Annotated in this window: 13 protein-coding genes; 7 read left to right on the top strand and 6 right to left on the bottom strand. The window is 62.5% G+C overall.

Annotation, left to right across the window (positions count from 1 at the left end):
• Window positions 1–32 precede the first annotated feature (32 nt).
• The 4 genes from NJC38_RS09735 to NJC38_RS09720 form a co-directional block, all read right to left on the bottom strand.
• Window positions 33–2189: a GGDEF domain-containing protein gene (locus tag NJC38_RS09735; protein ID WP_253113874.1), complete on the bottom strand. Its 2157-nt coding sequence runs from the start codon at window positions 2187–2189 to the stop codon at window positions 33–35.
• 15 nt (window positions 2190–2204) lie between these two features.
• On the bottom strand, window positions 2205–3071 hold the full coding sequence (locus tag NJC38_RS09730; protein WP_045494036.1) for an endonuclease/exonuclease/phosphatase family protein: 867 nt from the start codon (window positions 3069–3071) through the stop codon (window positions 2205–2207).
• A 10-nt stretch (window positions 3072–3081) separates the two neighbouring features.
• Window positions 3082–3726 carry a thiol:disulfide interchange protein DsbA/DsbL gene (locus tag NJC38_RS09725; protein ID WP_045485139.1) on the bottom strand — a complete coding sequence of 215 codons (645 nt, stop codon included), beginning with the start codon at window positions 3724–3726 and terminating at the stop codon, window positions 3082–3084.
• A gap of 354 nt (window positions 3727–4080) precedes the next feature.
• Window positions 4081–4695 (bottom strand): c-type cytochrome, encoded by a 615-nt coding sequence (locus NJC38_RS09720; RefSeq protein WP_045485141.1) that lies wholly within the window; start codon window positions 4693–4695, stop codon window positions 4081–4083.
• A gap of 536 nt (window positions 4696–5231) precedes the next feature.
• Between NJC38_RS09720 and yihA the strand changes: the two genes are divergently transcribed.
• Window positions 5232–5873: a ribosome biogenesis GTP-binding protein YihA/YsxC gene (yihA, locus tag NJC38_RS09715; protein ID WP_045485143.1), complete on the top strand. Its 642-nt coding sequence runs from the start codon at window positions 5232–5234 to the stop codon at window positions 5871–5873.
• Window positions 5874–6186: 313 nt separating this feature from the next.
• Here yihA and polA read toward each other — a convergent pair whose 3' ends face one another.
• Entirely contained in the window at window positions 6187–8961 is a 2775-nt protein-coding gene (gene polA, locus NJC38_RS09710; protein ID WP_253113872.1) for a DNA polymerase I, read from the bottom strand.
• Between the two features lie 74 nt (window positions 8962–9035).
• Between polA and NJC38_RS09705 the strand changes: the two genes are divergently transcribed.
• Window positions 9036–9323 (top strand): DUF2782 domain-containing protein, encoded by a 288-nt coding sequence (locus NJC38_RS09705; protein ID WP_045485148.1) that lies wholly within the window; start codon window positions 9036–9038, stop codon window positions 9321–9323.
• A 42-nt stretch (window positions 9324–9365) separates the two neighbouring features.
• Window positions 9366–10316, top strand: coding sequence for a homoserine kinase (locus tag NJC38_RS09700; protein ID WP_253113870.1), 951 nt, complete (start codon window positions 9366–9368; stop codon window positions 10314–10316).
• Between the two features lie 124 nt (window positions 10317–10440).
• Here the strand turns inward: NJC38_RS09700 and znuA are convergent, their stop codons facing one another.
• Window positions 10441–11385, bottom strand: a complete 945-nt coding sequence (gene znuA / locus NJC38_RS09695; RefSeq protein WP_253114223.1) for a zinc ABC transporter substrate-binding protein ZnuA — start codon at window positions 11383–11385, stop codon at window positions 10441–10443.
• A gap of 97 nt (window positions 11386–11482) precedes the next feature.
• Between znuA and NJC38_RS09690 the strand changes: the two genes are divergently transcribed.
• The 4 genes from NJC38_RS09690 to NJC38_RS09675 are packed head-to-tail and all read left to right on the top strand — an operon-like array spanning window position 11483 to window position 14297.
• On the top strand, window positions 11483–11965 hold the full coding sequence (locus NJC38_RS09690; protein ID WP_045485153.1) for a Fur family transcriptional regulator: 483 nt from the start codon (window positions 11483–11485) through the stop codon (window positions 11963–11965).
• Window positions 11965–12762 (top strand): zinc ABC transporter ATP-binding protein ZnuC, encoded by a 798-nt coding sequence (gene znuC, locus NJC38_RS09685; protein ID WP_045485155.1) that lies wholly within the window; start codon window positions 11965–11967, stop codon window positions 12760–12762. Before NJC38_RS09690 ends, znuC begins: the two co-directional genes overlap by 1 nt.
• On the top strand, window positions 12755–13543 hold the full coding sequence (gene znuB, locus NJC38_RS09680) for a zinc ABC transporter permease subunit ZnuB (RefSeq protein WP_045485158.1): 789 nt from the start codon (window positions 12755–12757) through the stop codon (window positions 13541–13543). Before znuC ends, znuB begins: the two co-directional genes overlap by 8 nt.
• Before the next feature lie 37 nt (window positions 13544–13580).
• Window positions 13581–14297, top strand: a complete 717-nt coding sequence (locus NJC38_RS09675) for a PA5502 family lipoprotein (RefSeq protein ID WP_253113868.1) — start codon at window positions 13581–13583, stop codon at window positions 14295–14297.
• Window positions 14298–14319: the final 22 nt, after the last annotated feature.

The following is a 14319-nucleotide window of genomic DNA, read 5'->3' as shown; positions in this document are numbered from 1 at the left end:
GATGATTGAAAACCGCCCGCCAGGTGAGCCGCTCACCCTTGTTCGACCCGGTTGCGGCCGCTTTCCTTGGCCCGATACAACGCCTGGTCAGCGCGCTTGAGGGCGGTGTCGCTGCGTTCAGCAGCGCGCAGATCGGTCACCCCAATCGACACCGTGATAGTCACCGGCTCGCCCTTGAAGTGGAACGGGCAGCGCTCCACCGCCGCACGCAGCTCATCGAGCATCAACAGCCCGGTTTGCAGCTCAGTGGCCGGCATCAGCAAGACAAACTCCTCACCGCCAAAGCGGGCGAGGAAATCGGTGGTGCGCAGGCGCCGGTGCAGTTCCTTGGCGACGATCTTGAGCACCTTGTCGCCGGCCAGATGACCATAGCCGTCATTGATGCGCTTGAAGTGATCCAGATCCAGAATACCGATCAGCAGGCTATCGCGGTTCTGCTGCCAACGGGCGATTTCCCGCTCCAGACGCTCGCCCCACGCCGCCCGGTTGGGCAGGCCGGTCAGCGGGTCGAGCAGCGCCTTGCGCCGTTGCTCTTCCAGATTGGCACGCACGCCCAGCGCTTCCTGCTCCATGCTCGCCACCCGGCCAGCCAGGCTTTGCAGGCTTTCGGCGACTTCACGCTCGCGCTCGTCGCGCTTGCGCTGATAGTCATCCATGGCGCCGAGCATGCCTTCGAGGCGGCTTTCCAGCACCCGCTTGAGGCTGATCAGGTCCGATGCCTCCTGCACGCTGCTTTGCAGATCGTCGACCTGTTCGCGTAACTGGCTGTCGAAATCCCGCGCCGAACAATGGCTTTCCTGATACCCCTCGTTGACCGCCTGCAAGCCACTCTGGAACGACTCAAGACGCTGATTGAGCTGCTTGAGGTAGGTTTCGAATTCGTGCTGACCACTGTCGCTGACAGCCAGCATCAAGATTGCAAGATCATCGAGAATCGGTAGCAGTTCGTACCAGTTCAACCCATGTTCGAGGCGATGGCGCATCGACTCGGCATGTGGCCGGTGGATTTCGGGCAGGTTGAGGTCTTCAAGCAGGCCCAGCAGGGTCTCTTCGATGTGTGCGGCCACCGAGCTGTAACTGGGCTCCGGTGAGGACGGCAAGCCGTATTCGCCGTCCGCCGCTTGCTCCTCGGCAGCTTCTTCGGGCTCGTCGGCCTCACGCTCGGCTTCGAGGGCTTTTGGCGTATCCGCAGCGGCCTGCGGCAATTGCTGGAACGGCACCGTCGGTACCGGGGCCAGCAACGCATCAACCTGTCCTAGCCCGTTCAACGGCGGGGCGCTGGCCGGGGTCTGCGGCTCGGCTTTGATTTCGCCTGAAGCCAGCGCCGGCACAGGCTCTACAACCGGCGCAGCGCTCGGCGCTTCGGGCGCCGGGGCGACTTCAGCCAGGGGCGCAGGCTCAATGGTGTTCTGAGGAGCAGGTTCAACGACAGCCGGTTCGGCAGAGACCGAATGGGCGGCAGGCGCTCCTGCTGGTGCAGAACTGACCGGCTTGGTTGGCTCAGGGTGAACGGCAACAGGTTCCTGCGGCGCAGCAGGACGCGGTTGTTCCTCGACCTCGGCAGCGTCATCGTCGTCGGCAACCGGTTCACCGGGCCGGGCCGCTGCAGACGGCGCCGCAACAGCGGCGGCGGCAGGCTCGCCAGGTTGCGGGTCATGGGTTTCATCGCGCGAACCGAACAGGCGCTCAAGCAAGCCGGGCCGGTGACCCTCGTCAGGTCGCTCAATGGCGTCGAGTGCCTTGCCTTGCAAACCGCTGAGTTCGCTGAGCAGCAGCGGCAGCTCACGGGCCTGGGTGGCTCGATCATCGAGGTTTTTGGCGAAGCGCTTGAGCGGCTTGCGCACCTCGCGTGGCAGCGGCAGGCTCTGCAACTGGGCGACCAGCGCGTTCAGCGCATCACCGATCTGCCCGACCCGCACTTCACGGCGCTGCTCGGAGTCGAGCACGGCCTTTTCCAGACGCGGGATCAACCCGGCCAGCCCGGCGTCCATGTCATCCTTGCGGACGATTTCGCGCATTTCCTTCATGCATTCGTCGACCGCCCGGTCCGTACCCTCAGCCGCCAGGCTGCTGCGCACCAGACCACGGCGCAACAGGTCGAGACGGGCCTGCCAGCGCTTCTCCAGACGGTCCTGCTGCTCGATGCCCTTGAGGTACTTCTCTTTCCAACGCTCGGCGTCGTCACTCATGTACGGGATTCACTGTCAGATTCCGCTAGGAACAGGTAAGGAGTCCCCGCACAGCGACGCTGGCAGACGGATCTCTACCGCCACGGGCAGATGATCGGAAATGGGCTGGGCCAGCACCTGAACCCGTTCCAGGGTCAGGGTCGGGCTCAGCAGAATGTGATCCAGGCAGCGCTGCGGGCGCCAGCTGGGAAACGTTGCTTCGATTTGCGGCGCCAACAGACCCAGATCGCGCAACGGCGAGTGCTCAAGCAGGTCGGTGGCGTGGGTGTTCATGTCGCCCATCAGCACCTGATGGCGATAATTGCCGATCAGTTCGCGGATATAGGCCAGTTGCCGGGTGCGGGTGCGGGCACCGAGCGCCAGGTGCATCATCACCACCACCAGCGCGTCGTCACCTTCGCCGAAACGCATCAGAATCGCCCCGCGCCCGGCCGGGCCGGGCAACGGATGGTCCTCGATCGAGCCAGGCTTGAGACGGCTGAGCACCCCGTTGCTGTGCTGGGCCAGGCGCCCCAGGTTGCGATTGAGCTGCTGATACCAGTAGGGAAAAGCCCCCAGTTGTGCCAGATGCTCGACCTGGTTGATGTAGCCGGAGCGCAGACTGCCGCCATCGGCTTCCTGCAACGCCACCAGGTCGAAATCACCGATCAGCGCACCGATTTTTTGCAGGTTACCGGCCCGGCCGAAGTGCGGCAGCACATGCTGCCAACTGCGGGTCAGGTAATGGTGATAGCGCTGGGTGTTGATACCCACCTGGATATTGAAGCTCAACAGCCGCAGACGACCGTTGTCCGGCAGGCCGCTGGCACTGAGGTGATGTTCATTGACCTGCGGGTCACGCAGGCCGGCGACACGCTCGTTACCCTTGCCCCAGCGGCGCATGGCGGCGGGCTTACTGGCCGGCCTTGGCAGCTGCGCGCTCTTTGGCGATCAGCTGGTCGGCGACCTGCAACGTGGCTTCCGGGCCACCGGAAGTACCCAGGTCAAAGCGGTATTTGCCATTGACGACCATGGTCGGTACGCCAGTGACCTGATACTGCTTGGCCAACTCTTTGTACTTGGCGATCTTGCCTTTGACGGCGAACGACTTGAAGGTGCTGAGGAACTTGTCTTTGTCGACGCCTTGGGTGGCCAGGAATTCAGCCATGTCTTCAGGGTCGGTCAAGCGCTGGCGCTTGTTCTGGATGGCATCGAAGATGGCCGCGTGAACCTTGTGCTCGACGCCCATTTCTTCCAGGGTGATGAACAGTTGGCCATGGGCATCCCAAGGGCCGCCGAACAGTGCCGGAATGCGCACGAAATGCACGTCGGCGGGCAGCTTGTCAGCCCATGGGTTGATGGTCGGTTCGAATGCATAGCAATGCGGGCAACCGTACCAGAACAGCTCAACGACTTCGATCTTGCCAGGCTCCGACACAGCCACCGGACTGCTCAGTTCGACATATTGTTTGCCTGCCTCGATCGGCTGGGCGGCCTGTGCGGTCATGCCGAACACACTGGCGGCTACCAGAGCGGCGCTGAGAATCAGGTTACGCATGCATTACTCCTGGGGTCATGAGGGTCGCTCGCGGCGATGTCTGTTTCGACCGCTCGTCGCGGCAGCGGTTCGTCCGTTTCAGCCTGAATCATCAATACATGATGATCGAGCACGGAAAAGCGGAGTCTACTGCTTGTAAATGAGCATTCCGAGTCAATTTTCAATACGGCAACCGTCCCTCGGAACAGTTCGAGGGTGCCTGCCGCCGCAGCAACGAGTGTAACGTCGGTGATAACGGGAAAGGTTAGCTCAGGATTAACAACCGATCAGTCGAACGGCGCTGATGGCCGGCCACTGTGTTGGGCGGGGCAGGAGAGGGCAGCGCTTGCCCCCTCCCGGTAAAGATCAGACGGCTTAATGCAGGCCCTGAATATACTGGGCCAGCGCCTCGATGTCTTTGTTACTGAGTTTTGCGGCGATTGAGCGCATGACCATGCTGTCGCCATCGTTGACCCGCTCTTCTTCGCGAAAGGCGGTCAGTTGTTTCTTGATGTAGTCGGCATGCTGACCGCTCAGGCGAGGGTATCCGGCCGGGGCGTTGCCGGCGCCGTCAGGAGAATGACAACCGATGCAGGCCGGCATGCCGTCTTCGAGTTTGCCGCCACGGAACAAGGCTTCACCGCGAGCGACCAACGCCGGGTTGGCGGCACCGACACTGCCTTTCTGGCTGGCGTACCAGGCGGCAAGATCGGCCAGGTCCTGATCATTGAGGGGCACCAGCAGGCCGGTCATTTCCGGCACCGTGCGCTTGCCGCCCTTGATCTCCTGCAATTGCTTGAGCAGGTAGCGCTCGCCCTGGCCGGCGAGTTTGGGAAAGTTGCCTATCGGGCTGTTGCCATCCGGGCCATGGCAGGCGCCACACACCAGCGCTTTGCCTTGTCCGGCGGCAGCGTTGCCGGCCAGGTCGGCGGCCTGCGCCCCTGCGCAGACCCCCAGGGTCAGTAGCAGACTCACGAGCAATGTGTTCATCAGGTCATCCAGATCGGGCTATAGGTGAAACGTCAGGCAGCGACCGGCTCGCCCCTCCAGCGGATGAAGGTTGGCGACCCCGACAACTGCGGTGCTTGCACATTTCCACGCGACGGCAACGATTTGAATGGCCACTGAAACAACCGTTACGTCCGGTTATTCAGCAAAAACCTTTCAGGTTGAAAGCGGACTGCGTTCTAATGCGCATCGGATCCTGCAAACAGCCGGCGACGGTTAGTACGCCGACCAGATCCTTTTCTCGCTTTAAGAGGGCGTCTACAAAATGGCTGCACTCGGCAATACTGCGTTGAAATCGACCTCAAAATGCTTATGTACTTATGTACACTGCGCTTTTTCGCCCGATTTCGCTTTGTCTTGCCTTCATTCGCCTATTTTATAAACGCCCTCCAAGTGCTCATTCACCTGAGCCAGGCGAAATCCACACAAAGTTTGCGGCATTATATACTCCATGCCGCACGACTGGAAACGACACCTCTTGCCGCACCCCTTGCAGCAGGGCTTTTACCGGAAATCACATGCAACTCAAGAACCCCATCCTCGGCCTCTGCCAACAGGCCAAGTTCATGCTCAGCGCCGCCAAGGTCGATCAGTGCCCTGATGATGCGGGCTTCGAAGTCGCGTTCGCCGGCCGCTCCAACGCAGGCAAGTCCAGCGCCCTGAATACCCTGACCCACGCCAACCTGGCGCGTACCTCCAAGACGCCGGGGCGCACCCAGTTGCTGAACTTCTTCCGCCTGGACGATGACCGGCGGCTGGTCGACCTGCCCGGTTACGGTTACGCCAAGGTGCCGATCCCGCTCAAGCAGCACTGGCAGCGCCACCTGGAAGCCTACCTGGGCAGCCGCGAGAGCCTCAAGGGCGTGATACTGCTGATGGACGTGCGCCATCCAATGACCGACTTCGACATCATGATGCTCGACTGGACGGTGGCCAGCGGCATGCCGATGCATATCCTGCTGACCAAAGCCGACAAGCTGACCCACGGCGCGGCAAAAGGCACCTTGCTCAAGGTTCAGGCACAGATTCGCAAGAGTTGGGGCAATGACGTAACCATCCAGCTGTTCTCGGCGCCCAAACGCCAGGGCCTGGAAGAAGCCTACCGCGTGCTGGCCGGCTGGATGGAACTGGCCGACAAAGAGCCTGCCGCGCAGGCCTGAAACGCTGCGCCAGTCGGCGCGGCCGTTTTACAGGCAAAAAAAACCCCGGACTTCATATGGGGAGGGGGAAGTTCGGGGTTCAAGGTCCGGACCCCTCAGGGTGGGTTCCGGATATCTGCCAACACTTAACACAACATAGGAGCATGACTGGCCTTGCGAGCCAATCGTGAACTCTGACCCGGTGTTGGCCGATTAAGTTCCTGGCGTGAACAAATGTTCATGTTGGCGGCGGTGAACGCCGTTCGCGGCTAAAGCCGCTCCTACAGGCATCCGAGGGCACCGCAGGAGCTGCTTTAGCAGCGAAAGGCACGAATCAGTGCGCCTCGTCCCAGTTGTTGCCCACGCCGACATCCACTACCAGCGGCACATCCAGCGTTGCGGCGGTGCTCATGTGATCGCCAATCTCGGCGCGGATCTGCTCGACCAGATCCTCACGCACTTCGAGCACCAGTTCGTCGTGGACCTGCAGGATGACCCGGGCATCCAGCCCTGATTGATCCAGCCAGTTGCTCACCGCCACCATGGCTTTCTTGATGATGTCGGCAGCAGTGCCCTGCATCGGCGCGTTGATGGCCGTGCGTTCGGCGCCAGCGCGCTGTTGCTGGTTGCTGGAAAGAATTTCCGGCAGGTACAGGCGACGACCGAACAGGGTCTCGACATAGCCTTTCTCGGCGGCCTGCTCGCGGGTACGCTCCATGTAGTCACGCACGCCGGGGTAGCGGGCAAAATAGCGGTCGATATAGGCCTTGGCCTGCTTGCCATCGACGCCGATCTGGCGTGCCAGCCCTTGGGCGCCCATGCCGTAGATCAGGCCGAAGTTGATCGCCTTGGCGCTGCGGCGCTGGTCGTTGCTGACCTCGGCCAGCTCGACACCAAATACCTCGGCAGCGGTTGCCCGGTGCACATCCAGGCCATTTTGAAAGGCATGCAGCAGGCCTTCATCCTTGGCCAGGTGGGCCATGATGCGCAGCTCGATCTGCGAATAGTCCGCCGCCAGCAGTTTGTAGCCCTTTGAGGCCACGAACGCCTGGCGAATACGGCGGCCTTCAGCGGTGCGCACCGGGATGTTCTGCAGGTTCGGCTCGCTGGACGAAAAGCGCCCGGTGGCGGCGCCGGCCTGGTTGTAGGAGGTGTGCACGCGCCCGGTACGCGGGTTGATCTGGCCAGGCAAGGTGTCGGTGTAGGTGCTTTTGAGCTTGCTGATCGTGCGGTAGTCCTGCAGCAGCTTTGGCAGTTCATGACCTTCTTCGGCCAGCTTCTCCAAGACCTCGACTGCCGTCGATGGCTTACCGGTCGGGGTTTTACCGCGCACGGGCAGTTCCAGCTTTTCGTAAAGGATCTTGCCCAGTTGCCCAGGCGAGCCCAGATTGAACGATTCGCCGGCCAGCACGTACGCCTGCTGCTCCAGCTCAGCCATCTTGTCGCCCAACTCGATGCTCTGGACGCCCAGCAGCGCCGCATCAACCCTCGCGCCGTTGCGTTCCACCTGGGCCAGCACCGGCACCAGCGGCATCTCGATGTCGCTCAGGACGCTGACCAGCCCCGCCTCGGCCTTGAGCTTTTCAATCAGCACCTGATGCAGGCGCAGGGTAATGTCAGCATCCTCGGCCGCATAAGGCCCGGCCTGTTCCAGCGGGATCTGGTCAAAGGTCAGCTGCTTCTTGCCCTTGCCGGCGATGTCTTCAAAACGGATGGTCTGCACGCCCAGGTGCCGGGCAGCCAGGCTGTCCATGTCATGCGAGGTCACCGAGTTGAGCACGTAGGATTCAAGCAGGGTGTCAAACGCCACGCCGCGTACGGTAATGCCGTTGGCCGGGTCACCGCCGATGGCGCAGTTGGCGAGGATGTTGATGTCGTACTTGGCGTTTTGCCCGACCTTGGCCTTGTTCGGGTCTTCGAGCAGTGGCTTGAGCGCCAGCAGCACCGTGTCGCGGTCCAGTTGCTCGGGCACGCCCATATACGAGTGGGTCAGCGGAATATAGGCCGCTTCACCGGCCTTGACCGCGAAAGACAAGCCGACCAGTTGCGCCTTCTGCGCGTCCAGCCCGGTGGTTTCGGTGTCGAAGGCAATCAGTTCGGCACTGTTGAGCTTTTCCAGCCAGGCATCGAAACGAGCCTGCTCCAGAATGGTTTCATAGGCCGCCGGGGCGGCGGGAGCGGCGGGCGGCGGCGCAACGGCGGGTTGTGCCGCTTGCTGGCCGGCACGCCGTGCACCGCGCTCGACCTCGCCGATCCAGCTCTTGAACTCCAGCTCGGTGTACAGCTCGATCAGCTTTTCGTGGTCCGGCTCGCCGATGACCAGCTCATCGAGGCTGACGTCCAGCGGCACATCGCACTTGATGGTCGCCAGTTCGTAAGACAGCAAGGCCATGGCCTTGTGCTCTGCAAGCTTGGCGCCCAGGGTCTTGGCGCCGCGAATCGGCAACGCAGCCACGGCATCGAGGTTGGCGTACAGCTCGGCCAGACCGCCACCGATACCGACCAGCAGGCCGGTGGCGGTCTTTTCGCCGACCCCCGGGACACCGGGGATGTTATCGACCTTGTCGCCCATCAGCGCCAGGTAGTCGATGATGTGTTCAGGACCGACGCCGAATTTCTCTTTTACGCCAGCGACATCCAGCACGCTACCGGTCATGGTATTGACCAGCGTAACGTGCCCATCGACCAATTGAGCCATGTCTTTGTCGCCGGTAGAGATGATCACCGGCCGCTGCGCCGCCGCACTGCTGCGCGCCAGGGTGCCGATCACGTCGTCGGCCTCGACCCCTTCCACGCACAGCAGCGGGTAGCTCAACGCCTTGACGCAGGCATGTAACAGGTCGATCTGCACCCTCAGGTCATCGGGCATGCTCGGCCGGTTGGCCTTGTATTCGGCGAACAGTTCATCGCGGAAAGTACCGCCCTTGGCGTCGAAAACCACGGCAAACGGGCTATCGGGGTATTGTTTGCGCAGGCTTTTGAGCATGTTCAGCACACCCTTGACCGCACCGGTGGGCAGACCCTTGGAGGTCGTCAGCGGCGGCAGGGCGTGGAAGGCGCGGTACAGATAGGACGAACCGTCCACCAGGACGAGGGGTGCTTGGCTCATGAGCAGATTCAACCTTTTCGGCGGGGTCGGCGCTAAAATGCGTGGACCATGGACAACAAAGGGGCAAGGTTATCATGCGCAAGATAAATCGCTTGGTGTTGACCGGCCTGTTACTGGTCAGCCCGCTGCTGGCGGTGGCCGCCGAGGACGCACCGTCGGCCGACCCTGAAGTCACGATCCGCACCGAAGGCGACAAGACCATTCAGGAATACCGCCAGAATGGCTTTCTCTATGCGATCAAGATCACGCCCAAGAACGGCAAGCCGTATTTCCTGGTGCGCGCGGATGGCACCAGCCCCAATTTCATTCGTTCCGACCAACCCGACATGTTGATTCCGCAGTGGGAAATCTTCAGCTGGTAAACTCCCCGTCCACTATCACTATTTGAGCTGGCAGTCCCTGATATGTCCGTCTTTACCCCCCTGGCCCGGCCCGAGCTGGAAACCTTTCTCTGCGCCTACGGGCTCGGCCGCCTGCTTGACTATCAGGGCATTGCTGCCGGTAGCGAGAACACCAACTACTTCATCAGCCTGGAGCAGGGCGAGTTCGTCCTGACCCTGGTCGAGCGCGGTCCGGTGCAGGAGATGCCGTTTTTCATCGAACTGCTCGACGTACTGCACGCCGCCAACCTGCCGGTGCCCTATGCCATGCGCACCACCGACGGCCAGGCGCTGCGTGAGCTCAAAGGCAAGCCGGCGCTGCTGCAACCGCGCCTGGCCGGCAAGCACATCAAGCGACCCAATACCCAGCATTGCGTGGCAATCGGCCAATTGCAGGCACGCGTGCACCTGGCAACCCGCGACAAGGTGCTGGAGCGCAAGACCGACCGGGGCCTGAGCTGGATGCTGGATGAAGGGCGCAACTTCCTCTCGCACCTGAGTGCCGAACAGGCCGCGTTGCTGGACAAGACCCTGCAAGAGATCGACCAGCACTTCCAGGCCATTCTCGACCTGCCGCGCGCCAACCTGCACGCTGACCTGTTCCGTGACAACGCAATGTTCGAAGGCACCCACCTGACGGGGGTGATCGACTTCTACAACGCGTGTTCCGGGCCGATGCTGTATGACCTGGCGATTGCGTTGAACGACTGGTGCTCTGAGGAAGACGGCGCTCTTGACCCGCTGCGGGCCAAGGCTTTTTTGGGTGCCTACGCCGCGCTGCGCCCGTTCACCGCTGCCGAGGCCACGCTATGGCCGGTGATGCTGCGCATTGCCTGTGTGCGCTTCTGGCTGTCGCGGTTGATCGCTGCCGAGGCGTTTGCTGGCCAGGACGTGCTGATTCATGATCCGGCGGAGTTTGAAAAGCGTCTGGCGCAGCGTCAGGAAGTAAATCTGCCGTTGCCGTTTGCGCTGTAAAAGATCACTCGGTGCCGCGCGAACGCAGAACCTCGTAGGAGCCGCTTTAGCGGCGAAGCATCGCCAGGAAGCATTCGCGGCTGAAGCCGCTCCTACGCGTACCCACACACGCCCACCAGCCCGGTCAGAGACTTTCCAGGCAGCCGGCCAGATCGTTGGCGATTTTTTCCAGCAGCTGTTCGTAGCCATTGGCGGTGGCCGGGGTGTAGCCGCCCAAGGCGTCGAGTTCGGCCAGCTTGACCGGCAGGCCGGCGCTCAGGGTTTCGGCCAGTTTCGGCCGCAGTGGCGGCTCGCTGAAAACGCAGGTCTTGCCCGACTCCTTCAAGCGCTCACGCATCGCGGCAACGTGTCTGGCGCCGGGCTGTACTTCACTGGCGACACTGAATACGCCGGTGTGTTTGAGGCCGTAGGCCTGTTCGAAGTAGTCGTAGGCCTCGTGGAACACGAACCAGGGCTTGTCGCCAATCGTGCTGACCCGCGTCTTGATTCGTGCATCAAGGGCGTCCAGACGCTTGCTGAACGCCTGAGCGTTGCTGGCATAACGCGCCGCGTTGGCCGGGTCGGCAGTGCTGAGGTCGGCGGCCATTTTCGCTGCGATCACCCGGGCGTTGACCGTCGACAGCCACAGGTGCGAGTCGAGGCTGCCGGGGCGGTGGTCGTGGTCATGTTCTTCGTAGCCGGGGTCTGCATCATGGCCGTCATGCGCATCGTGGTCATGATCGTCATGCGAGGCCTGATCTTCACCGAAGTGGCGCAGGCTCATGCCCGCCAGCCCCTGCACGGCAACGGCTGGACGGCTGCGGTTTTGCAGCACGCGGGGCAGAAAGCCTTCCATATCAGGACCGATCCAGTAGAGCAGGTCGACATCGGCGACCCGCCGTACGTCGGATGGGCGCAAGGCATAGTGGTGCGGTGAAGCACCGGGCGGCAGCAACACTTCAGGGCTGCCAATGCCATCCTGGACCGCAGCGGCAATCAATTGCAGCGGTTTGATGCTGGTCAGGACCTTGATTTCAGCCGCGGCCGGAGCCGCCTGGGCAGGGATGGCAGCGGTAAGACCGGCAGCCAGAACGACGAAAAGCGTAAAAAGTCGACGCACGAGAAACACTCATATCGGGCAGGAACGGGTAACATAATAACGTCTCCAGCCAATATCGTCGCCGCCCATGCCTATTACACCTCTGGCCAGCCGCCCTCACGATCACTCTCACTGCGTGCATTCAGCCCTCAGCGAAGCCGATGCCCTGTGTGCCAGCAAAGGCTTGCGCCTTACCGCCTTGCGCCGCCGCGTGCTTGAACTGGTCTGGCAAAGCCACAAGCCGCTGGGTGCCTACGACATCCTAGGCGTACTCAGCGAAGCCGACGGCCGCCGTGCCGCACCGCCCACCGTGTATCGCGCGCTGGATTTTCTGCTGGAAAACGGCCTGGTGCACCGCATCGCCTCGCTCAACGCCTTCACCGGCTGCAATCATCCGGCGCATGCCCACCAGGGCCAGTTTCTGATCTGCCGCAAGTGCCACGCGGCCATCGAACTGCAACACCAGACCATCAGCGATGCGGTGATCAACGCGGCCAATGAAGTCGGCTTTGCCGCCGAAGGCCAGACCATCGAAATCGTCGGCGTATGCGCCGGCTGCAAGGCGGCCTGATGAGCACCCCGCTGATCAGCCTGGAACAGGTGGCGGTCACCCTGTCCGGGCAGAACGTTCTGGACAATATCGGCCTGAGCGTCAGCGCCGGTGAGATCGTCACCCTGATCGGCCCCAACGGCGCCGGCAAGACCACCCTGGTGCGTGCCGTGCTCGGCCTGTTGAACCCGACCTCCGGGCGGGTCTGGCGCAAGCCGAAACTGCGCGTCGGCTACATGCCGCAAAAGCTCCATGTCGACCAGACCCTGCCACTGTCGGTGCTGCGCTTTCTGCGCCTGGTGCCGGGGGTCGACCGGGCCAAGGCCATGGCCGCGCTGGAAGAGGTCGGCGCCGGCAAGGTCATCGACAGCCCGTTGCAGGGCATTTCCGGTGGCGAGATGCAGCGTGTGCTGCTGGCCCGGGCGCTGCTGCGCGAGCCCGAGCTGCTGGTGCTCGACGAACCGGTACAGGGCGTCGATGTCGCGGGCCAGGCCGAGCTGTACAGCCTGATTACCCGGCTGCGCGACCGCCACGGTTGCGGCGTGCTGATGGTCTCTCATGATCTGCATCTGGTGATGAGCACCACCGATCAGGTGGTGTGCCTGAACCGCCATGTGTGTTGCTCAGGGCACCCCGAGCAGGTCAGCACCGACCCGGCCTTTGTCGAGCTGTTCGGCCAGAATGCGCCGAGCCTGGCGATCTATCACCACCACCATGACCACGCCCACGACCTGCATGGCGAAGTGGTGAACGACGCCGAACCCCAACCCCTGCGCTTCAAACCTCATGTTCACGGAGACGGCTGCAAGCATGGCTGATTTTCTGTTGTATGCCCTGCTCGCCGGTATTGCTCTGGCTCTGGTAGCAGGCCCGCTAGGCTCATTCGTGGTCTGGCGGCGCATGGCCTATTTCGGCGACACGCTGTCCCACGCTGCATTGCTGGGTGTGGCTCTGGGGTTTCTGCTGGACATCAGCCCGACCGTGGCGGTCACCGTCGGCTGCCTGTTGCTGGCGATCCTGCTGGTGACTCTGCAACAGCGCCAGCCGCTGGCCTCCGACACCCTGCTGGGCATTCTGGCGCCCAGTACCCTGTCGCTGGGCCTGGTGGTACTGAGCTTCATGCACGAAGTACGGATCGACCTGATGGCCTATCTGTTCGGTGACCTGTTGGCGATCAGCCCCACCGACCTAGCCTGGATTCTCGGCGGCAGCGCATTGGTCATGGTGTTGATCCTGGCGCTGTGGCGGCCACTGCTGGCAGTGACCGTACACGAGGAACTGGCGCGGGTCGAAGGCCTGCCGGTCACCACTCTGCGCATGACCATGATGCTGTTGATTGCCGTGGTGATTGCCGTGGCAATGAAAATCGTCGGTGTGCTGCTGATTACTTCGCTGCTGATCATCCCGGCGGCTGCGGCACAGCGTCACGCCCGCTCGCCAGAGCAGATGGCGCTGGGCGCCAGCGTGCTGGGCGTGGTGGCGGTGGGTGGTGGGCTGTCGCTGTCATGGCTCAAGGATACCCCGGCCGGCCCCTCGATCGTGGTCTGTGCCTGCGCGCTGTTTCTGCTCAGCTTTGTTCTCCCCAAGCGGGCGGTGTAGACTTGCTCGTTTTTTGCGCAAATAGAGAACCGCAGAAATGAAGCTGCCCGCCTCCCGCTATCTGCTGCTTGCCGCATTCGCCCTGTTGCTGGGGGCCTGCCAGAGCGCGCCGCCACCTCAACCTGCCGAGCCCGAAGCCCGGCCGGACGGCTTTGCGCTGCTTGAGCAGAGCATCAAAGGCAACGAACTGGCGACCGCCGAAGACCAGTTGGCCACGCTGCAGGGCGCTGACGCTGCCGACCCGCGCCTGGACCCGCTGCAACGCCAGTTGGCCGAGGCCTACCTGAGCCGCAGCCAGATCAGCCTGCAAAAAGGTGACGTCAATGGCGCTGCCACGGCACTGAGCCGTGCCCGCGCATTGATGCCCAAGGCCCCCGCGTTGACCAGCGGCGTCAACGGCGCCATTGCCGAAGCGCGCAAGGCCGAACTGGACCAGGCTGAAGCTGAGCTGAAGGCCGCCGAAGCCAGGCGTATCGCCAAGCTCATCGACCCGAGCGTGCCGCATACCCGTATCCAGCTCGAAACCACCGATATCGCGCAAATGCGCCGGCAACTCGATGCCATTGCCGCCGATGTAGTGAGCTTCAACTGTGACGTGTTGATTCAGGTGCCGCGGACCGACGACTACCCATGGCTGGCCGATCTGGTCAGCAAGCGGGTCAACAAGCTCAACCCGAGCTTTGAACTGGACCTGCGTCGCCAGATCGAACGCAAGCAACCGGCCCAGATCATCCTCAGCCCCGCCGGGCTCTGAGCCCAACGGGTCCCGTCGAACA

The organism is Pseudomonas sp. 21LCFQ010 (assembly GCF_024129905.1).
Lineage (GTDB): Bacteria > Pseudomonadota > Gammaproteobacteria > Pseudomonadales > Pseudomonadaceae > Aquipseudomonas.
Note: the sequence above shows the minus strand (reverse complement) of the source record. Positions and strands in the feature narration are given on the sequence as shown.